Origin of the sequence: Psychrosphaera aquimarina, from assembly GCF_032461525.1 — a bacterium.
Lineage (GTDB): Bacteria > Pseudomonadota > Gammaproteobacteria > Enterobacterales > Alteromonadaceae > Psychrosphaera > Psychrosphaera aquimarina.
Map to the genome: position 1 here is coordinate 332,125 of NZ_JAWCUA010000010.1, position 19,834 is coordinate 351,958.

The 19,834-nt window shown below is 37.4% G+C and carries 21 protein-coding genes; 16 read left to right on the plus strand and 5 right to left on the minus strand.

From position 1 onward, the window contains the following. Nucleotides 1-22: 22 nt before the first annotated feature. The 4 genes from RT723_RS13450 to RT723_RS13465 all read right to left on the minus strand — a co-directional run bounded on the left by RT723_RS13450 (nucleotide 23) and on the right by RT723_RS13465 (nucleotide 2,781). Entirely contained in the window at nucleotides 23-346 is a 324-nt protein-coding gene (locus tag RT723_RS13450) for a hypothetical protein (protein ID WP_216056191.1), read from the minus strand. 96 nt (nucleotides 347-442) lie between these two features. Further along, nucleotides 443-1,039: a peptidylprolyl isomerase gene (locus RT723_RS13455; RefSeq protein ID WP_315947571.1), complete on the minus strand. Its 597-nt coding sequence runs from the start codon at nucleotides 1,037-1,039 to the stop codon at nucleotides 443-445. 48 nt (nucleotides 1,040-1,087) lie between these two features. Next, on the minus strand, nucleotides 1,088-1,615 hold the full coding sequence (locus RT723_RS13460; protein ID WP_216056189.1) for a YajG family lipoprotein: 528 nt from the start codon (nucleotides 1,613-1,615) through the stop codon (nucleotides 1,088-1,090). A 2-nt stretch (nucleotides 1,616-1,617) separates the two neighbouring features. Next, nucleotides 1,618-2,781, minus strand: a complete 1,164-nt coding sequence (locus RT723_RS13465) for a methyltransferase (RefSeq protein ID WP_315947572.1) — start codon at nucleotides 2,779-2,781, stop codon at nucleotides 1,618-1,620. A 73-nt stretch (nucleotides 2,782-2,854) separates the two neighbouring features. On the opposite strand from RT723_RS13465, the gene RT723_RS13470 reads away from it, so the two are divergent. Together RT723_RS13470 and RT723_RS13475 are read left to right on the plus strand one after the other, a co-directional pair. Next, nucleotides 2,855-3,469, plus strand: coding sequence for an alpha-ketoglutarate-dependent dioxygenase AlkB family protein (locus tag RT723_RS13470; protein ID WP_315947573.1), 615 nt, complete (start codon nucleotides 2,855-2,857; stop codon nucleotides 3,467-3,469). Between the two features lie 79 nt (nucleotides 3,470-3,548). Continuing rightward, nucleotides 3,549-3,866: a BolA family protein gene (locus RT723_RS13475; RefSeq protein WP_315947574.1), complete on the plus strand. Its 318-nt coding sequence runs from the start codon at nucleotides 3,549-3,551 to the stop codon at nucleotides 3,864-3,866. An 86-nt stretch (nucleotides 3,867-3,952) separates the two neighbouring features. Here RT723_RS13475 and RT723_RS13480 read toward each other — a convergent pair whose 3' ends face one another. Continuing rightward, nucleotides 3,953-4,405 (minus strand): hypothetical protein, encoded by a 453-nt coding sequence (locus RT723_RS13480; RefSeq protein ID WP_315947575.1) that lies wholly within the window; start codon nucleotides 4,403-4,405, stop codon nucleotides 3,953-3,955. A gap of 263 nt (nucleotides 4,406-4,668) precedes the next feature. On the opposite strand from RT723_RS13480, the gene RT723_RS13485 reads away from it, so the two are divergent. The 14 genes from RT723_RS13485 (at nucleotide 4,669) to RT723_RS13550 (ending at nucleotide 19,789) form a co-directional block, all read left to right on the plus strand. Next, nucleotides 4,669-5,199, plus strand: a complete 531-nt coding sequence (locus tag RT723_RS13485) for a TRAP transporter small permease subunit (RefSeq protein WP_315947576.1) — start codon at nucleotides 4,669-4,671, stop codon at nucleotides 5,197-5,199. Then, nucleotides 5,199-6,563 (plus strand): TRAP transporter large permease, encoded by a 1,365-nt coding sequence (locus tag RT723_RS13490; protein WP_315947577.1) that lies wholly within the window; start codon nucleotides 5,199-5,201, stop codon nucleotides 6,561-6,563. The genes RT723_RS13485 and RT723_RS13490 overlap by 1 nt, the downstream gene beginning before the upstream one ends. A 10-nt stretch (nucleotides 6,564-6,573) precedes the next feature. Next, nucleotides 6,574-7,665, plus strand: coding sequence for a TRAP transporter substrate-binding protein (locus RT723_RS13495; protein WP_315947578.1), 1,092 nt, complete (start codon nucleotides 6,574-6,576; stop codon nucleotides 7,663-7,665). Between the two features lie 120 nt (nucleotides 7,666-7,785). Further along, entirely contained in the window at nucleotides 7,786-8,976 is a 1,191-nt protein-coding gene (gene fabV / locus RT723_RS13500; RefSeq protein WP_315947579.1) for an enoyl-ACP reductase FabV, read from the plus strand. Nucleotides 8,977-9,267: 291 nt separating this feature from the next. Further along, complete coding sequence (locus RT723_RS13505) at nucleotides 9,268-10,608, plus strand: Na(+)-translocating NADH-quinone reductase subunit A (protein WP_315947580.1); 1,341 nt, start codon at nucleotides 9,268-9,270, stop codon at nucleotides 10,606-10,608. 2 nt (nucleotides 10,609-10,610) lie between these two features. After that, on the plus strand, nucleotides 10,611-11,813 hold the full coding sequence (locus tag RT723_RS13510) for an NADH:ubiquinone reductase (Na(+)-transporting) subunit B (RefSeq protein ID WP_216056180.1): 1,203 nt from the start codon (nucleotides 10,611-10,613) through the stop codon (nucleotides 11,811-11,813). Further along, nucleotides 11,806-12,597: a Na(+)-translocating NADH-quinone reductase subunit C gene (locus RT723_RS13515; protein ID WP_315947581.1), complete on the plus strand. Its 792-nt coding sequence runs from the start codon at nucleotides 11,806-11,808 to the stop codon at nucleotides 12,595-12,597. The genes RT723_RS13510 and RT723_RS13515 overlap by 8 nt, the downstream gene beginning before the upstream one ends. After that, nucleotides 12,597-13,220, plus strand: a complete 624-nt coding sequence (locus RT723_RS13520; RefSeq protein ID WP_216056178.1) for an NADH:ubiquinone reductase (Na(+)-transporting) subunit D — start codon at nucleotides 12,597-12,599, stop codon at nucleotides 13,218-13,220. Before RT723_RS13515 ends, RT723_RS13520 begins: the two co-directional genes overlap by 1 nt. A gap of 5 nt (nucleotides 13,221-13,225) precedes the next feature. Beyond that, the gene (nqrE, locus tag RT723_RS13525) at nucleotides 13,226-13,849 is read left to right on the plus strand and encodes an NADH:ubiquinone reductase (Na(+)-transporting) subunit E (RefSeq protein WP_216056177.1); all 624 of its coding nucleotides are present in this window, start codon (nucleotides 13,226-13,228) and stop codon (nucleotides 13,847-13,849) included. A gap of 69 nt (nucleotides 13,850-13,918) precedes the next feature. Continuing rightward, a complete protein-coding gene (gene nqrF / locus RT723_RS13530; RefSeq protein WP_216056176.1) occupies nucleotides 13,919-15,142 on the plus strand; it encodes an NADH:ubiquinone reductase (Na(+)-transporting) subunit F in 1,224 nt (407 codons plus the stop codon). An 8-nt stretch (nucleotides 15,143-15,150) separates the two neighbouring features. Further along, a complete protein-coding gene (locus RT723_RS13535; protein ID WP_315947584.1) occupies nucleotides 15,151-16,176 on the plus strand; it encodes an FAD:protein FMN transferase in 1,026 nt (341 codons plus the stop codon). Nucleotides 16,177-16,199: 23 nt separating this feature from the next. Beyond that, a complete protein-coding gene (gene nqrM, locus RT723_RS13540; RefSeq protein WP_216056174.1) occupies nucleotides 16,200-16,427 on the plus strand; it encodes a (Na+)-NQR maturation NqrM in 228 nt (75 codons plus the stop codon). 172 nt (nucleotides 16,428-16,599) lie between these two features. Next, nucleotides 16,600-17,844, plus strand: a complete 1,245-nt coding sequence (gene nhaD, locus RT723_RS13545; protein ID WP_315947585.1) for a sodium:proton antiporter NhaD — start codon at nucleotides 16,600-16,602, stop codon at nucleotides 17,842-17,844. 250 nt (nucleotides 17,845-18,094) lie between these two features. Next, entirely contained in the window at nucleotides 18,095-19,789 is a 1,695-nt protein-coding gene (locus RT723_RS13550; RefSeq protein WP_315947586.1) for an amidohydrolase, read from the plus strand. Nucleotides 19,790-19,834: the final 45 nt, after the last annotated feature.

Below are 19,834 nucleotides of genomic sequence, written 5' to 3' on the forward strand. Positions count from 1 at the left end.
ACATTTCACTAGAGGTCAAGTGTTAAGGTCTAACTCCAGAACAAAAGTCTGGATACATGCCATCACCTCGTAGAAAGTCGATACAAGAATCAACCTCTGATTTGAGTATTGGACACGTTCTGATCTCTTTTGGGTTCCAGAAGGTGATTTGGTGTAACAAATACCAAAATGCACTTTCTGTGGGTGATACTTTAAAAGTTGGCGACTTAAACTGAGACCATTCTTCTATCGTATCCCAACAATACAAATCAACTTCGATTGGCGGAATAATTCCGGCGACTAAAGCGTCTGCATAATTGGTGAGTTGAAATGCTTTTGTATCAATAAAACGTTGCGCTTCTACCACACTCCCTCCCTCGAGTTATTATAATTAAAGGGAAAAACATTTCTGCATGTCGACTGGAGTCCTACATACGTTAATTTCCATTATAGTAGCGGATAATTATTCGGCCAATATTTCTACTTTAATAATAATGATTTTTTTATTGGGAAAGCTAGGCCAGCCTAGTTCAGGGGAGATATCTGTTTCAATCCCTTCAAGTTTTTCAAATACATCTTCTCCTTCTGTGATGTAACCAAAAACAGTGTAACCCCAATTTCTACCTGGATTTAAACTGTCATTGTCGGCAAGATTGAAAAAAAACTGGCTAGTACCTGAATGTGGGCTATATTGACGGGCCATAGCAATGGTGTATTGGTCATTTTTAAGACCATTGCCAGATTCATTTACTATGGCAGGAAACTCTTCAACGCTTTCCATTTCAGTTGTAAAACCACCACCTTGTAATACAAAGTCATGTTCTAATCTGTGAAAAAGTGTGTTTTCGTAACGTTTTGCGTCAACATAACTAAGGAAGTTGTCTACCGTAATAGGCGCTTTCATTCTATCTAATTCAACAGTGAAATTGCCTAATGAGGTGGTAAATAAAACCTTAGGGAATAAGTTGTTAGGTTGTATGTACTGGCCTTTAGGTTGAACTGCTGCAACGCCATTTAACGAAAGCAAAGATAAAACTATAATAATTAAATAACGTGTCATATTAATAAACCAGTGGTCAATATTTACCAAAAAATGAAGCTTACCAAGCTATTTGAAAATAGCTTGGTTGAACTCAGGGTCGTTTAAGCTTTGCTCTAATAATACGGTTGTTAGTTGATTCAGGTGACGTTCAACGATGGTATTATCAGCCGACAGTGGCCCTTCTTCTGTCATTGTAGTTTGATAAGATTTTGTCCAGCTACCTTTTTTAGATTCAAGCTTTAACTGCCACTCAAGTACAGATTCCATACTAAAAGACATGGTTTCTTGTTTAATGAAGCTTCCGAATGAAAGTAAGTTAACGGTCAATACCTTTGTGCCGTATTGGTTAACTTCAATTGAGTTGGTTAACCATTCTTTCATTGTCGCAGGTAAGTCTTTAGTTAAAGGTAAACTTTTCCCATTAATGACAGCAAGCGCTTTGTTTTTCCGTTGATCATTAAATTCAACGGCCTTAACACTCATGTATTGCTTATTAATGGTCTGTTCTGGGGCTATCACAACAGGTTTCGCTTTGTTATTAGCACAAGCATAAAGGCCTGTAATAACTGCAAGTATAAGTATTTTCTTCAACATAATTATTTCGCTTCTGGTTTTGCTTGTAAATGATTTGTGCACTTATATATGGTGAACTTATTATTTTTTCTATGCACTTTAAATCCACCAAAGATATTTTTCAAATGATATGAATGATGTAAGTGGTTATTTGCTACAACGAATATTTTTCCGCCATCTTTAAGTACTTCTTTGGCTTGAGTGAACATTTGTAATGCAATGTGTTCAGTAATAGTGTTTTGTTGATGAAACGGAGGATTACATAAAATTAAATCTATAGATTGTTCTTCTTCACCCGTTAAACAATCGGTAGCAATAAATTCACACTGTTCTAATTGAGCTTCAAACTGTTCAGCGACATTAAGCCTGGCAGAATCAATCGCCATAAATGACTCATCAAGGAACTTAACTTTAATAGACTTGTTGCGTTCTTGCATTTGATGCAAACATGACAAGCCAATAAGACCGTTGCCACACCCTAAATCTACAACAGTTTGCTCTGCAGTTAACTCTGGTAAGTTTTCAGCTAAGAATCGACCACCAATATCAATTTGATCTTTACTGTACACATTAGCGTGTGAAACTACGTTTAGTGATTTTTCTGGCCATGTAACTGAGACTGGGTACTTATTAGCAGGAACCTGTTTTTTGTTATCGTGTTTGGCGAATATCAAACGGCTTTTTTTCTTTGCAAGGCTCGTCGTTACATCCGACAAATACTTTTCAAATAACGCTAATACATTTTTTGTGACTAACGTTGTTTTACCCGTAGCGATTATTTGGCATTCATTGTTTAGTTGGTTTATCTGCCCAAGTTGATGCTCTAAAAAACCCATGTTTTTAGTTAGCTTTATCACTATGGTATTCGATTCTGGTAAAGGTGTCAGACTGTCTAACAGTTTTGGAGCATTAAGCTCATTTGCTTCACAGTTTTGTAAAATGGCTTGTTGACTAATATAAGAATCCGTCGCTATGGTAGGCGATAAACTATTTAGGCCTACAGCTAAAGCGCCAAAGTTATCATTTAAAATAAGCAAAGAGTCTTTGTTTATTTCATTATTGGTGAGTAAATGTTCTACCACTAACTCATCAGCGCTATCCCAAGCTTGTAAAGATTTGTCATGTTGCCCTTTAGGGTAACGAAACAAGTCATATTGCTTGTCGATTATTTGCCATTGTACGTTCATATATTACTCGCCGTTTAGTGAAGAACTAATTATCATTACCCTATTGTCCCACTCCCGCGCGGTGAAGTAAATTTTGCAATTCGATTTATTTGAAATAGATAGCCAAAATAGCAATAAATCTATCAAATTACCCAGAGGATTCGTATATGTACCTAATTTTATGGATCCGTTATACGCAAATGATGCATTTAATTATTTACTTTCGAATTTGTCTTGGCAGCAACCTACTGTGGAAGTATATGGGAAAAAGCACTTGGTACCCCGTTTACAAAGTTGGATGGGGGAGGTTGGAACACATTATCAATACAGTGGAAAGTTATTTGAGTCGACAGGTTGGGAACAAGTCGTTTTTGACATTAAAACACGAGCAGAAAAACTAACTAAGAAACAATTTAATTCAGCGCTGATTAACCTTTACCGTGATGGTCAAGACAAAATGGGCTGGCACGCTGATGATGAAAAAGAGTTAGGGCTATCTCCTGCGGTAGTCACGGTAAGTTTAGGTATTCAGCGCACCTTTCAGTTTAAGCATAATATTGAAGGAGAAACGTTTAACTTAGAATTAGCACATGGAAGTTTATTATTGATGAAACCAGGGGTGCAGGCCAGTTATAAACATGCAATACCGGCAAGGAAAAAAGTAGAGCGAAGCCGAATTAGTTTAACTTTTAGAAATATCATTAACTAGAGGCCATTGAAATTAAGCTACAACACTTTGTTCGATATTAGATACCATAGATAAAGACTTAACAATTTAAGAGTAAAAAATGAAAATTCAAAAACTAATTACAGATAAATTAACTAACGATTTTTCGCCAACACATTTATCAGTTGAAAATGAAAGTTATAAACATAATGTACCAGAAGGTAGTGAGTCACATTTTAAAGTGGTTGTAGTTTCAAACGAGTTTGAAAATAAAAGACTCATTCAAAGACATAGAGCGGTGAATTCATGTTTGGCTGATGAATTAGCAAATAATATTCATGCTTTGGCTATACATACTTATACTCTAGATGAGTGGGCGGAGTTAACACAAGAGTTAGGTGGAGCGCCCGATTCCCCCAATTGTTTAGGGGGAAGCTAAGGCGATAAATCATTTAAGTGCTACTAACTTTTGTATATTAGTTACATTAGCTGCTGGTATAAATCTGCAGCTTTGTTGCTGGTATATTAAGAGTTTCTGAATTTACGTGCGAAAGTTTCGATACGTAAACCATTACACGTTATAAATTTAGCGTCACGTCCACCTATGTTGATCGCTTCTCTTAAACCTTCTTTAGCGGCAACGGCGCAAAGTTGACTCGCTTCATCATTATCAACTGGTTTGAATTCATAAGAAACTGTGTTTATTACTTCTTCAGTTGTGTTTGCTACTTCTGTGTATTTTTTTGCGAATTGACGAATAGAAAGACCATTACATTTTGTAGTAATAAATTCTACTTCGTTAAATAAAGGTGAGCTTTTCGCTATTTTTTTAGCTTTATAATAACCAACAGTTGCTGCTGTTAAACAGATGTCTGTTGCTTCTGAATTGTCTAATGCTACAAATTTATATTCAGTATCTTGTGCAAAAGTTTGAGTGCTAACCAGTGTGAAAAGTGCTGCTGTGAATAATGTTTTCATAATAAATCGCCTTATTTATTGTGTGTTTTATAGAGTAAATATTCTAATGTAGAGTAATTATACTAATTAAGTTGAGTTTGTAAACTAAATTACGTAATTAATTTACATAAAATGTCTTTTTAGTGAATTTTATATGGCTGTGTTGTAATAAAATTACATAGTTGTGTGTAGGAATTAGCCACTTATTAGGTATTTGCTTTAATGGATGCCATTCGGTATAAAAACGCTCCACAAATAAAAATAATAATAAATTAGGTGTTGTCGTGTCAGAAACGTTATCAAGACTAGGGTTAAATCGGCTTGAAAATTTCACAACTCATATAGGTAAGATCATATCTTGGTTAACAATAGTTATGGTTATCACCATGACTACAGTCGTGATTTTGCGTTATGGATTCAATATAGGTTGGATTTGGCTGCAAGAAAGTGTGCTTTATTTACATTCATTCATTTTAATGTTGGCCATGTCTTTCACTTTACAGCAGGATGAACATGTCAGGGTTGATATTTTTTATCGTAAAATGACAGCGACAAAGAAAGATTCAGTTAATTTGTTTGGTCATATCTTTTTTCTAATACCTACCTGCACATATATTCTAGTAATGAGCTGGAACTATGTAATTCAATCTTGGCAAATTACCGAAAGCTCTCAAGAGGCTGGCGGATTACCTTTAGTTTTCATATTAAAAACGTTACTCATATTAATGCCTTTATTGTTAATAATTCAGGGGATAAGTGAGGTGATCAAAATTGTGATTAAAAAAGTGTCATCACTAAATGAGGGGTTAAGATAATGGAATGGATCTCATTGTTGATGTTTTTAGTGGTTTGTTTGGTGCTGATGTTGGGATATCCAGTTGCTTTTACTTTAGCTGGGACGGCATTGATATTTTCGGTATTTGGATTACTTACCAACATCTTTGACCATGCTTTGTTAAATGCGTTACCAAGTCGATTGTATGGAATAATGACCAATCAAACGTTATTGGCTGTACCTTTGTTTGTTTTTATGGGGGTCATGTTAGAGCGATCTAAAGTTGCAGAAGAATTATTGTCCAGTATGACCAATGCGTTAGGTCGATTACCCGCTGGGATGGGAATTGCCGTTACCTTAGTTGGTGCGTTAATGGCCGCTAGTACTGGTATCGTGGGTGCAACAGTCGTGACGATGGGATTAATGTCACTGCCTAGTATGATGAAAGCTGGCTACAACCAAAGTTATGCCACAGGTGTTATTGCTGCAACAGGGACATTAGGGCAAATCATACCTCCTTCTATAGCATTAGTATTATTGGGAGATGTACTTTCTAGTTCGTATCAACAGGCTCAATTATCTCAAGGGATATTCTCACCAGAAACCATTTCAGTAGGTGACCTATTCGCAGGTGCTTTAATTCCAGGATTAATCTTGGTGGTTATGTATTTGTTATATTCAATTTATGTTGGCGTATTTAAAGCACAATGGGCGCCCAAACCTACACAAATTGAACAAGTGTCATTAGGTGACTTATTGTCTAGCTTAATACCACCGCTAGTATTAATTTTAGTCGTTTTAGGGTCAATTTTGTTAGGTGTAGCAACGCCAACGGAAGCTGCTGGATTAGGTGCGTTTGGAGCCATGATTATTGCATTGTTTAAAAACAAGCTAGATTTACCTACGTTAAAGTCGGTCATGTTATCTACTACCACAGTCACCTCTATGGTGTTCATGATTTTAATAGGGGCATCGATATTTTCTTTAGTATTTAGAGGGTTTGGTGGGGAAGAGTTAATACATTCATTATTTGAAAATATGCCAGGTGGTAAAATAGGGGCGTTAATAACGGTAATGGTTGTAATCTTTCTATTAGGTTTTATTCTTGATTTTATTGAGATAACGTTTGTTGTGGTGCCATTGGTTGCCCCTGTTTTATTTGTAATGGGAGTCGACCCAATATGGTTAGGTATAATGATAGCGATAAATCTGCAAACCTCATTCTTAACTCCCCCTTTTGGTTTCGCATTGTTTTATTTAAGAGGGGTTACACCGAGCTCTATTCCAACGTCGGCTATATATAAAGGTGTAATTCCTTTTATAGTCATGCAACTATTGTTATTGGTTGGTTTAGCTATTTGGCCAGAAATTGCAACAACATTACCGAATATGATTTACGGTTAAGGACATAAAAATGAATAAATGGTTTAATTTTATCGTGGTTAGTTTGAGTATTAGCTTACTTTATGGCTGTGGTGAGGAAAATAAAAACAATGTTGTTGCAGTGGAACAAGAAACCTTTAAATGGAAATTAGTGACCAGTTGGCCGAAAAACTTCCCTGGATTAGGAACCGCGCCTGAAAATTTTGCCACAATTGTGAATGAAATGAGTAATGGACGATTGCAAATTAAAGTATATGGAGCAGGTGAAATAGTTCCTGGATTCCAAGTGTTTGATGCTGTTTCGCAAGGTACAGCTCAGATGGGGCATGCTGCATCTTACTATTGGAAAGGTAAAATGACGGCAGCTCCTATTTTTACTGCACTTCCTTTTGGCTTAAATGCACAAGAAACCAATGGGTGGCTGCATTATGGTGGTGGTTTGGAATTATGGCGTGAATTATATAAGCCATTTGGTGTAATTCCATTTGCTGGAGGCAGCACTGGTGTTCAATCGGCAGGATGGTTTAAAAAAGAAATAAACTCGGTGGCTGATTTACAAGGACTTAAAATTCGTATTCCTGGGTTGGGCGGTGAAGTAATGAAGAAACTTGGTGCGGTGCCAGTTGCTTTGACCGGCGGTGAATTATTCACTTCATTACAATCGGGCGCTATTGATGCAACCGAATGGGTTGGTCCTTATAATGATTTAGCATTTGGCTTCTATAAAGTTGCAGAACATTATTACGCATCTGGCTGGCATGAGCCTGGGGCCATGTTGGAATTCACAGTCAATGAACAAGCCTATTTGTCTTTGCCTAAAGACTTACAAAAAATAGTAGAAGTAGCTGCACGTGCAATCAATCAAGACATGTTAGATGAATACACCGCACGTAATAATACCGCTATGGAAACCCTTAAAAATAAATATGGGGTGGAAATTAAAACACTGCCTATTTCAGTAATGAAAGCACTAAAAAAAGCCAGTGCAGAAGTAATACAAGAACAAATTGATAACGATCCTATGATGGCTAAAGTAATGAAGTCATATAGTAAATTTCAAACTCAAGTATCTGCTTATCATAAAGTGTCAGAAGAAGAATATTATAAAAATAGAAGTCACTAATAAGACAAACTGTAGAAATAATTAAAGATATTTATCGGCAAGTCAGATCTGTTTTTAACAAGATAGAGAGTAGACTTGCCGCAATTTTTCATTCAACGTTTTTTTTAACAGGATTTAAACATGGTTATTAAACCAAAAGTTCGTGGATTTATTTGTACCAATGCTCACCCAGCTGGTTGTGCTGAGAGTGTTAATCGTCAAATTTCATATGTAAAACAAAATGAATTTGCACAAAACGGTCCAAAAAATGTGTTAGTTATCGGAGCATCAACTGGTTACGGTCTAGCTTCAAGAATCGTTTCTACATTTGGTCATGGTGCCAATACGTTAGGTATTTTCTTTGAAAAACCTGGGACAGAAAAAAAGACTGGATCTGCTGGTTGGTATAATACAGTTGCATTTGAAAAAGCAGCAGAAGAAGCCGGTATTTACTCTAAACACATTAATGGCGATGCGTTTTCTACTGAAATTAAACAAAAGACAATTGAAACCATAAAAGCAGATATGGGTAAAATTGATTTAGTAATATACTCATTAGCATCACCAAGAAGAACCGATCCGGTAACGGGCGAAGTATATTCTTCAACTTTAAAGCCAATTGGCAATTCAGTAACTACTAAAAACTTAAATACGTCAAAACGTGTTATTGATGAAGTTTCAGTAGAAGCCGCTAATCAAGACGAAATAGACAATACAGTTAAAGTCATGGGTGGAGAAGATTGGGAGCTGTGGATTAATGCACTTAAAGACGCTGATGTATTAGCAAACGATTTTAAAACAACGGCTTATACCTATATAGGTAAGAAATTAACTTGGCCTATCTATGGACATGCAACAATAGGTAAAGCAAAAGAAGATTTAGACCGAGCAGTAACCGCTATTAAACAAGCGACAACCAGCTTAAATGGCTCAGCTTATGTCTCTTCTTTGAACGCTGTAGTTACTCAAGCCAGTTCAGCTATTCCAATTATGCCTTTGTATATATCAGCGCTATTCAAAGTGATGAAACAAGACGGAACTTACGAAGGTGTTATTGAGCAAATTACCGCTTTATTTAAAGAAAACTTGTTTGGTGATACACCAAGATTTGATGACGGTGGTCACTTATTCCAAAATTACAAAGAACTTGAAGACGATGTACAATCACGCGTTCAGGCTGTTTGGGATACGGTAGATACTGACACGATTGACGAATTAACGGATTATAAAGGTTACCATCAAGAGTTCTTACGCTTGTTTGGCTTTGATTACGACAATGTTGATTATGATGCTGATGTAAACCTGGATTTAGAGCTAAAAAATCTAGTTTAAAATTGAGTGTAACGAAAAGAAACCGAATGGACTGAATGCTCCATTCGGTTTTTTGTTTTTCAGCTTAGTAATACAATCGACTGGTTGGATAAAAAATGTCCAATAATTAGTGTCTTGGCCATATTTTTTTAAATTTAAGTTGGTCAGAAAGGGGCGATAAGTGCTACACTTTCTGGCTAGCAGGGAAGTAACAAATTTTTACGATTTAATGTTTTATGAATATTGGCGAAATCGCGATTTCGCGAGTGTTTTAAAAATCCATATCTTTCAACTTAAACAGTGCATATGCGTATGATCAACATAAAAAAAGGGTTGGATCTTCCTATTGAAGGAGTTCCACAACAAGCCATCCATGATGGTCCAACAGTTAAAACTGTTGCTACGCTTGGTGAAGAATACCACGGCATGCGTCCGACGATGTATGTTAAGGTAGGAGACAGTGTTAAAAAAGGTCAGATTCTTTTTGAAGATAAAAAGAACCTTGGCGTTAAATACACTGCTCCGGCAGCCGGCGTAGTAAAAGAAATAAACCGAGGTGAAAAACGTATTCTTCAATCTATCGTGATTGAAGTAGCGGGTGATGAGCAAATAACATTTGCTAAACACGACGCGAGTGCGATTTCTTCACTTTCTCGCGAAGCAGTTGCTGAACAACTAATTGAATCAGGACAATGGGTTGCGTTACGTACTCGTCCTTTCGATAAAGTACCAGCGGTTGACTCTACTCCAGCATCAATATTTGTTAACGCGATGGATACTAATCCATTAGCCGCTGATCCTGCAGTTATTATTGCAGAGCAACAAGACGCATTTAATGCCGGTCTTGCTGTATTAGCTCAATTAACGGATGGAAAAGTAAATGTTTCTAAAGCGGCTGGTTCTTCGGTTCAAGCTTCTGGTGAAAAAGTATCGGTACATGAGTTCTCTGGTAAACATCCAGCCGGCTTAGTAGGTACTCACATTCACTTTATTGATCCAGTGTCTGCAACCAAAAAAGTTTGGCATATCAACTACCAAGAAGTAATTGCTTATGGGCAATTATTCTTAACTGGCGAAATAAATAATCAACGTGTTATTTCTTTAGCGGGTCCAGTTGTTAAAAACCCACGTTTGGTTCGCACACTTCTTGGTGCATCAACAGCTGATTTAACTTCAGGTGAATTAGAAGACGGCGAAAACCGTATTGTTTCTGGTTCAGTTTTAGCAGGTACCGCAGCTATGGGTGTTCACGGTTATCTTCACCGTTACCATTTGCAAGTTTCTGTATTGGCAGAAGGCCGTGAAAAAGAATTCTTAGGTTGGGCTATGCCTGGTTCTGATAAGTATTCAATTACACGTACTTTCTTAGGCCACTTATCTCCTAAAAAATTATTCAACATGACGACGACAACCAATGGTTCTGACCGTTCGATGGTGCCAATCGGTAACTATGAACGCATTATGCCATTAGATGTTTTGCCAACTTTATTACTACGTGATTTGATCTCTGGTGATACAGACTCTGCGCAAACATTAGGTTGTTTGGAATTAGGTGAAGAAGATTTAGCACTTTGTTCATTTGTTTGCCCAGGTAAATATGAATACGGTTCGATTCTTCGTGATTGCCTAACGACGATTGAAAAAGAGGGTTAGTCATGGGTCTTAAGAGTTATTTAGAAAAAATAGAACCTAATTTTGAACCAGGTGGTAAATACGAAAAATGGTATGCACTGTATGAAGCAGCCGCAACTATTTTTTATACGCCAGGTTTAGTAAATAAAGGCCAAACACACGTACGTGATAGTATTGATTTAAAACGCATCATGATCATGGTTTGGTTAGCATTATTTCCTGCCATGTTTTTTGGTATGTTTAATATTGGTCACCAAGCTGCTGATGCTTTAGCTGCTGGTTATGCAGTTGCTGACTCATGGCAGGTTGGATTATTTGAGTTATTCGGAAGTGAATTAACCGCTGATGCAGGTTGGGCAACCAAAATGTGGTACGGCGCGTGTTTCTTCTTACCTATTTACTTAACCGTATTTTTGGTTGGTGGATTCTGGGAAGTAATTTTTGCTTCTGTACGTAAACATGAAGTAAACGAAGGTTTCTTTGTTACTTCAATCTTGTTTGCGTTAATTCTTCCTTCGACAATCCCTTTATGGCAAGCGGCATTAGGTATTACTTTTGGTGTGGTTATCGCTAAAGAAATATTTGGTGGAACGGGTCGAAACTTCTTAAATCCTGCTCTTGCTGGTCGTGCATTCCTATTCTTTGCTTATCCTGCTGAAATTTCGGGTGATGCTGTATGGGTTGCTGCTGACGCGTTCTCTGGTGCAACTATGTTAAGCCAAGGTATTGCTGGTTCTATTGATTATAGCAATATGGCGTTATGGGCAGATGCTTTCTACGGTTTCATCGCAGGTTCTGTTGGTGAAGTATCAACATTAGCAATATTAATTGGTGGCTTATTCATTATCTACATTCGTGTAGCATCTTGGAGAATTGTTGCTGGTACATTAGCAGGAACAATTGTTACTGCCACTTTATTTAATATGATTGGTAGTGAAACAAATGCAATGTTCGCTATGCCTTGGTTCTGGCATGTAGTATTAGGTGGTTGGGCATTAGGTGCCTTCTTTATGGCAACAGACCCAGTATCAGCCGCATTTACTAATAAAGGTAAGTTTTGGTATGGCGTATTAATCGGCTTAATGGTTGTATTAGTTCGTGTTGTTAACCCAGCTTTCCCTGAAGGTATGATGTTAGCTATCTTATTTGCTAACTTATTTGCACCTTTGTTCGACTACTTTGTTGTACAAGGCAATATTAAACGGAGGCTTGCTCGTAATGTCTAATAATAAAGAAACGTTTGGCAAAACGGTTGGTTTCGTATTTATCGTTTGTGTTGTTTGTGCAATATTAGTTTCGTTTTCTGCAGTTCAGTTAAAACCACTGCAAGTTGCGAATAAACTATTAGACCAACAAACTAAAATATTAGAAGCATCTAACTTGTTAGAAGCTTCAGGTAAAGATCCTAAAAGCATCGTAGCGACATTTAACAAATACGTTGAAGCTAAGATGATTGATTTAGATTCTGGTGAATTCATCGAAGGTAATCCTGTTTTATTTGATGAGCGTCGTAATGCTCGTGATGCAGATAAATCAGAAAAACTTGAAAATGATCCAGCTGGTATTAATCGTCGTTCACATGATGCTGTTGTTTACTTAGTTCGTAATGATGCGGGTGTAGTTGAAACCGTTGTATTACCAATCGTTGGTTCTGGTTTATGGGACTTAATGTATGGTTATGTTGGCCTTGAAGCTGACTTAAATACAATTCGCAGCGTTGTTTACTCTGATCATAAAGAAACTCCGGGACTGGGCGCAGAAGTTATGAACCCTAAATGGAAAGCATTATGGCCAGGTAAAAAAATATATAATGCTGCAGGCGAGCCAGTTGTAAATCTTGTTAAAGGCGGCGCTAAATCTGATGACGTTCACGGTGTTGATGCGTTATCTGGTGCAACGTTAACAAGTAACGGCGTAACTCGTACACTTCAGTTTTGGTTTGGTAAAGAAGGGTACGCACCTTTCATCGCTAAATATCGTGCGGCAAACTCTAATGGAGGGATGAACTAATGTCTTCAGAAGCTAAAAAAGTATTAACGAGTCCTATCGTTGACAATAACCCAATTGCATTACAAGTATTAGGTATTTGTTCTGCTCTTGCGGTTACAAGTTCAATGGCTAACGCTATTGTTATGAGTCTGGCGGTTATTTTAGTAACGGCTTTCTCAAACTTGTTCATCTCTATGATCCGCAACTTTATACCTTCAAGTGTACGTATCATCGTACAAATGGCGATTATCGCGTCATTGGTTATTGTTGTTGACCAAGTGTTAAAAGCTTTCTCTTATCAGTTATCTAAAGAACTATCGGTATTTGTTGGTTTGATTATCACTAACTGTATCGTAATGGGACGTGCCGAAGCTTTTGCTATGAAAGAAAAGCCAGTTGTAAGTTTCCTAGACGGTATTGGTAACGGTTTGGGTTACGGCGCTATCTTGGTAACGGTTGCATTTTTCCGTGAACTATTTGGTTTTGGTAGCTTGTTTGGTGTTGAAATTTTACCGTTGATTCAAAACGACGGTTGGTATCAAGCAAACGGTTTATTGGTATTGCCATTTAGCTCTTTCTTCATCATTGGTTTGATCATCTGGGCTATCCGTCAGTGGAAACCAGAGCAAGTAGAGAAGGACTAAATTAGATGGAACATTATTTAAATTTATTAATTAAAACGATTTTTATTGAGAATATCGCCTTATCGTTTTTCCTAGGTATGTGTACTTTCTTAGCTGTGTCTAAGAAAGTAAGTACCGCTATTGGTCTTGGTGTTGCCGTTATTGCGGTACTTGGTTTAGCCGTACCTGCTAACCAAATCATCTACCAAAGCATTCTAGCGCCTGGTGCGTTAGATAGCGTAATGGGAATTACAGATCCAGCAAAGTCAATTGACTTAAGTTTCTTATCATTCATTACATTTATCGGTGTTATTGCGGCATTGGTTCAAATTCTTGAAATGATTTTAGATAAGTACTTTCCACCTTTATACAATGCGTTAGGGATTTTCCTACCATTAATAACAGTTAACTGTGCAATATTTGGTGCGGTTTCTTTTATGGTTGCGAAAAACTTAACACTTGGTGAAAGTGTGGTTTACGGTATCGGTTCTGGTATCGGCTGGGCGCTTGCTATTGTTTTATTAGCAGGTATTCGTGAGAAGATGAAATATTCGGACGTGCCTGATGGCTTAAAAGGTTTGGGTATTACGTTTATTACTGCAGGATTGATGGCATTTGGCTTTCTTTCTTTCGGTGGTATCTCTCTGTAAGGTTAATGTCGGTTTTGAGCACCGGATATTGGTACTCAAAACCCTTAGATAGAATTAAAGGAAAAGTCGATGGAAATCGTTCTCGGCGTATCGATGTTTACCGCTATAGTACTTGCTTTGGTTATGGTGATTTTATTCGCTAAATCTAAGTTAGTATCTTCAGGTGATGTCACAATTTCAATCAACGGTGAAGATGACAAGTCTGTTGTTGCTTCAGCCGGTGGTAAATTATTAAACGTGTTGGCTGATAAAGGTATCTTCATTCCTTCAGCTTGTGGCGGCGGTGGCACTTGTGGCCAATGTCGTGTACATGTTCATTCAGGTGGTGGTGATATTTTACCAACTGAAGAAGGCCACATCACGAAAAGGGAAGCGAAAGAAGGTTGTCGTTTATCTTGTCAGGTTGCTGTTAAGCAAGACATGGATATCGAATTAGAGCCTGAAATCTTTGGTGTTAAACAATGGGAATGTGAAGTTATCTCTAACGATAACAAAGCAACCTTCATCAAAGAGCTTAAACTTAAAATACCAAATGGTGAATCTGTACCGTTCCGTGCCGGTGGTTATATTCAAATTGAAGCGCCTGCTTATGAACTTAAGTATTCTGATTTTGATATTGATGAGCAATACCGTGGCGACTGGAATCACTTTGGTTTCTTTGATGTTGAAGCTAAAGTTGATGAACCAACTATTCGTGCATACTCAATGGCTAACTATCCAGAAGAAGAAGGCATAATCATGCTGAATGTGCGTATCGCTACGCCGCCTCCTGGAAAACTACATTTACCAGCTGGTAAAATGTCTTCGTATATCTTTAACCTTAAAAAAGGTGACAAGGTGACGATTTCTGGTCCATTTGGTGAGTTCTTTGCTAAAGACACTGATGCTGAAATGGTATTTATCGGTGGTGGTGCTGGTATGGCGCCAATGCGTTCACACATCTTTGATCAATTAAAACGTTTGAAAACAAATCGTAAAATGAGCTTCTGGTACGGCGCTCGTTCATTACGTGAAATGTTCTATGAAGATGATTACAACATGTTGGCTGCTGAAAATGACAATTTTGAATGGCATGTAGCTCTTTCTGACCCTCAACCTGAGGATAATTGGGAAGGTTATACTGGTTTTATTCATAACGTATTGTACGAGAATTACTTACGAGATCATGAAGCACCAGAAGATTGTGAGTTCTACATGTGTGGTCCTCCAATGATGAATGCTGCCGTTGTTAACATGCTAAAAGATTTAGGTGTTGAAGACGAAAATATCTTGCTAGATGACTTTGGTGGTTAATCAAAGTTATGCCTAAGAAGATATTAGGACAAATCTGGCTAGCCCTTATGGGGCTAGCCTTTTTGGTTTCTTGCACCCAACAATACAATGCCGAACCTGTTCATCTGCAAGGGCGAACTATGGGCACGACTTACAATATAAAAATTGTAACAACTGAGTCTTTTGATGAAGTTAAGTTACAAGAAAAAATTGATGAGTTGTTAGTCCAAGTTAACCAACAGATGTCGACTTATATACCTGATTCTGAACTTTCTCTTTTTAATTCATCCAAGTCACTGGATGGCATTGAAATATCTGATGGGCTTAAACGTGTAGTTGAAGAAGCTATTCGATTGGGGCAACTCAGTAATGGCAAACTAGATGTCACTGTTGGACCTTTAGTGAACCTATGGGGTTTTGGACCAGAACATCGTCCAGATGTAATCCCGACGGATGGTATCCTAAATGCGACAAAACAGCGTATTGGCTTAGACAAACTGTCTCTTAACGGGAACCTGTTATCTAAATCAATCCCTGATCTATATGTTGATTTATCCACTATAGCAAAGGGATACGGTGTTGATGTAGTTGCTGACTTTATTGAAAGCCAAGGCTTTGTTAATTACTTAGTTGAGATTGGCGGTGAGATGAGGCTAAAAGGAACTAAGCACTCAGGTCAACCTTGGCATGTCGCCATTGAAAAGCCAGTATCAAATGAGCGAGTCATACAACAGATAATCGCGCCTCAAGATAATGCAGTGGCAACCTCTGGTGATTATCGGATTTATTTTGAAGATAATGGTGTACGCTATTCTCATATTATTGATCCGCACACAGGTAAGCCGATTGATCATAAGTTAGTGTCAGTTACCGTTATTCATCCTTCATCTATGACCGCAGACGGATTATCAACTGCGATGATGGTGATGGGAACAGAGAAAGCTTATGAGTTTGCTCAGCAACATAATTTAGCTGTTTATTTAATTTCAAAAACGGATGATGGCTTTAAAGAGCAAGCAACGGTACAATTCAAACTGTTTTTAGAGAAAAAATAGTAGACCAAAAGTAGAGGTTGTTAATGCAAGTATTTTTATTAACCTTAGTCATGTTGTTAGTGGTTTTTGCTGCAATGTCGATTGGTTACTTAGTAAAGAAAAAATCAATTGCTGGTAGTTGTGGTGGATTAGGTGCGTTAGGGATAGACAAAGCGTGTAATTGCGACTCTCCATGTGACAAACGATTAGAAAGAGAAAGACAAGCTCGTGTGGCTAAAGAGCAAGCTTGGAAGCAAAATCAAATTATTTGATACGCCAATAAACTCAGCGTAATCGATTTATCAAATCAATCAAAGCACCTGTACTACTAAGTCTGGTGCTTTTTTATTACCAACTTGTTACTTTTCATACAACTCGAATTCATATATAGTTCGCTCCACCTTTTTGGTGCAATTACTCTATTATTAGAATTTGAGATAGTTTATGTTGGAATATTCCCTTATATTTATCGCGTTGTTGGCATTATTATCAATCGTATTTGAAGAGATAACTCATGTAAACAAAGCAAAAACCACTTTGTTTTTTGGTTGTATATCTTGGATATTATTATTTATTGCAGCCGAGCCTAGCCAACATGAACTTATAAACCACAGCCTTGAAGAAAATTTATTAGAAATTGCGGTTTTGTGGTTGTTTTTAATGTCGACCATGACGTTTGTTGCCTACTTAAATAGTAAAGGCATAATCCAGATGGCTGTGCAAAGGCTCTTCCCTGCTAAATCTTCTGTTACCATTATTATGTTTTTAGTGGCTCTATTCTCATTATTACTTTCTGCAATCTGTGACAATATTACCGCAACCTTAGTCTCTTTAACGTTATTACAATCGTTTAATATCGATATTAAAACCAAACTAAGAATGGCAATTTTAGTGGTTTTCTCAGTGAACTCAGGCGGCGTGGCGCTGATTACGGGTGATGTAACCACACTAATGATTTATCTAGATGGGCATTTACAAATTTCCCAACTATTTTTATTACTATTACCCGCACTAATAAGTGTTCTTTTCTTAGCCGCTATATTTTCAATTGGCCTTAAAGGTGAAGTAACAACGACTCCAGCGAACAGAGACTACGAATCAGTTGATTTGATGATAGCGGTTATTTTCTTCAGCACCATTTTATGTACCATGTTATTTAATGTTATTTTTGCCATTCCACCTGTACTAACATTCTTAACAGGCTTGTCCATTATGTTCTTGGTAGGACAAATGTACCGCAGTGATAAACAAGAAAGCCAAATGTTGGAATATATTCGTCAAATAGAGTTTGATACATTATTATTTTTCTTAGGTATTTTATTGTTAGTTGGGATGTTAAAAGAAGTTGGCATCCTACAAGTCGTGACCCAAATCTACAGTCAGTTTGATCCTATGTATTCGAATTATGTAGCGGGGATTGGTTCTGCATTATTAGACAATGTTCCACTTACCGCGGCCTTACTGAAAGCTGAGCCTGTGCTGAGCTCAGCCCAATGGTTAGGGTTAACTTATGCGGTAGGTGTAGGTGGTTCTTTGTTAGTGATAGGCTCGGCGGCAGGGATTATTGCAATGAGCAAAATTAAAGAAATGACCTTCATGTCCTATTGTCGTTATATTCCAGCTTTATTAGTTGCTTATACGATAGGTTATGGGCTAACCATATTGTTATCTAATTATTTCTACCATTAATAACCGTTATGTAAACGAAAGAGTCATATTAACTAGACTCTTTCACTTAGTTATTTTTATTTTTTAATAAGTAAAAAATAAAATTTAGTGCATCATCCATTACCAATCTTCTTTGTAAACGTTTTATGTGATTTTTTGTTTACATTAAACCGCTAATTCATTCTGATCACCGCAATAGTTAATGTTTGTTTTATTAATGCCATTTGTTTAACGTAAGATGGTATTAAAACAACAAACATAGAGTACGCTCATGAAGTTATTTACCGTTAAAACGCTTGTTAAGCCCTTGTTAATAGCGTTAAGCATTATTTCAATTAATGTGTTCTGTCAAACACCGTCGCCAGATTCAACGTCGATAAAGCAAAGTACCGTTATCAACAATGTGAAAGGTTACACTTATTTAAACAGTGGTGAATTAATCGAATTTTCATCAATTGTTTTTGAGAATGGAAAAGTCGTTGCGACAGGTGCCAATTTACTAAAATCTTACCCCGACGCACAAGTAATTGACGGTCAAGGGAAAACCATGTTGCCAGGCTTAGTAGACGGTCATGGTCACTTTTTAGGTTTAGGATTTAATTTATTGCAGGTGGACGTTAGAGATATATCATCAAAACAGAAAACCGCTTTTAAAGTAGCCCAATACGCAAAACAAAACCCAGAATTAAATTGGATTAAAGGCCGAGGTTGGAATCAAGTTCTTTGGCCAAGTAAAAAATTCCCTACTGCGAAAGACTTAGACGAGTACGTAGTAGATAGACCTGTGGTATTAAGTCGAGTTGATGGACATGCCGTCTGGTTAAACTCTAAAGCAATGGTGTTGGCTGGTATTACCCGAAATACTATATCGCCAGATGGTGGTGAGATAGTAAAAGATAGTACGGGTGAACCAACGGGCATCTTGATCGACAACGCAGAAAATTTAGTATGGGAGAAAGTACCAAAACAAACAGATGATGAGCGACTTGTCGCGTTTAATAAAGTGAATCAACACCTATTATCATTAGGTATAACCAGCGTACATGACGCTGGAATTGACCACGACAGCTATCATTTTTTACAGGACCAAGTCAAAGCCGATAACTTTAAAGTCCGTGTGTATGGCATGTTAGCCGCTACAGATCCTAAGTTAGTCGATATGTTAAAACATGGTTACATAAATGATGTTAATGACATGCTTTCCATCCGTAGTGTCAAAATATATGGTGACGGCGCACTAGGTAGTAGAGGCGCGGCGATGCTATCGCCTTATCATGATGATCCTAAAAATATGGGTTTATTACTGACAAAACCCGAACGTTTAAGAACATTATTTAAAACCATTTTTGATTATGATTTCCAAATTAACATTCATGCTATTGGTGATAGAGCAAACAGAATTGCATTAGATGAATTTGAATTTGCCTTTAACAGCCGACCAAAAGCTCAAACACTGCGTAATCGAATTGAACATGCTCAGGTAATTAACTTAGACGATATTCCAAGGTTCAAAACTCTGAATGTATTGCCATCGATGCAACCGACACATGCCACATCAGATAAAAACATGGCACAAGATAGAATCGGCAAAGAAAGGCTAAAAGGGGCTTATGCATGGCAGACTTTCTTAAAACAAGGCAGTAAAGTTATCGCAGGCTCTGACTTTCCTGTTGAATTAGCCAATCCATTTTTTGGTTTACATGCTGCAGTAACAAGGCAAGGCCGCGATAACCAACCTGAAAGCGGTTGGATAAAAGAAGAGTCTTTGACCATAGAACAAGCCTTTAAAGCCTTCACTTTAGATGCCGCTTATGGTGGCCATCAAGATAAAATACTAGGCGGGTTAGAGCAAGGGAAATGGGCGGACTTCATTTTAATAGACCAAGATATCTTTAACATAGATGTTCAAGATATCTGGAAAACTAAAGTTGTTGAGACTTGGGTAGCGGGTAAAAAGCAACACTAAAACTGGCGGATTGAAACAAAAGGACGTTAACACGTCCTTTATTTT

Coding starts and splice junctions, on each gene's coding strand:
- RT723_RS13455 (WP_315947571.1), bottom strand. CDS start 1,039: ATGACACGTTATTTAATTATTATAGTTTTATCTTTGCTTTCGTTAAAT.
- RT723_RS13460 (WP_216056189.1), bottom strand. CDS start 1,615: ATGTTGAAGAAAATACTTATACTTGCAGTTATTACAGGCCTTTATGCT.
- RT723_RS13465 (WP_315947572.1), bottom strand. CDS start 2,781: ATGAACGTACAATGGCAAATAATCGACAAGCAATATGACTTGTTTCGT.
- RT723_RS13475 (WP_315947574.1), top strand. CDS start 3,549: ATGAAAATTCAAAAACTAATTACAGATAAATTAACTAACGATTTTTCG.
- RT723_RS13480 (WP_315947575.1), bottom strand. CDS start 4,405: ATGAAAACATTATTCACAGCAGCACTTTTCACACTGGTTAGCACTCAA.
- RT723_RS13490 (WP_315947577.1), top strand. CDS start 5,199: ATGGAATGGATCTCATTGTTGATGTTTTTAGTGGTTTGTTTGGTGCTG.
- RT723_RS13495 (WP_315947578.1), top strand. CDS start 6,574: ATGAATAAATGGTTTAATTTTATCGTGGTTAGTTTGAGTATTAGCTTA.
- fabV (WP_315947579.1), top strand. CDS start 7,786: ATGGTTATTAAACCAAAAGTTCGTGGATTTATTTGTACCAATGCTCAC.
- RT723_RS13505 (WP_315947580.1), top strand. CDS start 9,268: ATGATCAACATAAAAAAAGGGTTGGATCTTCCTATTGAAGGAGTTCCA.
- RT723_RS13510 (WP_216056180.1), top strand. CDS start 10,611: ATGGGTCTTAAGAGTTATTTAGAAAAAATAGAACCTAATTTTGAACCA.
- RT723_RS13515 (WP_315947581.1), top strand. CDS start 11,806: ATGTCTAATAATAAAGAAACGTTTGGCAAAACGGTTGGTTTCGTATTT.
- RT723_RS13520 (WP_216056178.1), top strand. CDS start 12,597: ATGTCTTCAGAAGCTAAAAAAGTATTAACGAGTCCTATCGTTGACAAT.
- nqrE (WP_216056177.1), top strand. CDS start 13,226: ATGGAACATTATTTAAATTTATTAATTAAAACGATTTTTATTGAGAAT.
- nqrF (WP_216056176.1), top strand. CDS start 13,919: ATGGAAATCGTTCTCGGCGTATCGATGTTTACCGCTATAGTACTTGCT.
- RT723_RS13535 (WP_315947584.1), top strand. CDS start 15,151: ATGCCTAAGAAGATATTAGGACAAATCTGGCTAGCCCTTATGGGGCTA.
- nqrM (WP_216056174.1), top strand. CDS start 16,200: ATGCAAGTATTTTTATTAACCTTAGTCATGTTGTTAGTGGTTTTTGCT.
- nhaD (WP_315947585.1), top strand. CDS start 16,600: ATGTTGGAATATTCCCTTATATTTATCGCGTTGTTGGCATTATTATCA.
- RT723_RS13550 (WP_315947586.1), top strand. CDS start 18,095: ATGAAGTTATTTACCGTTAAAACGCTTGTTAAGCCCTTGTTAATAGCG.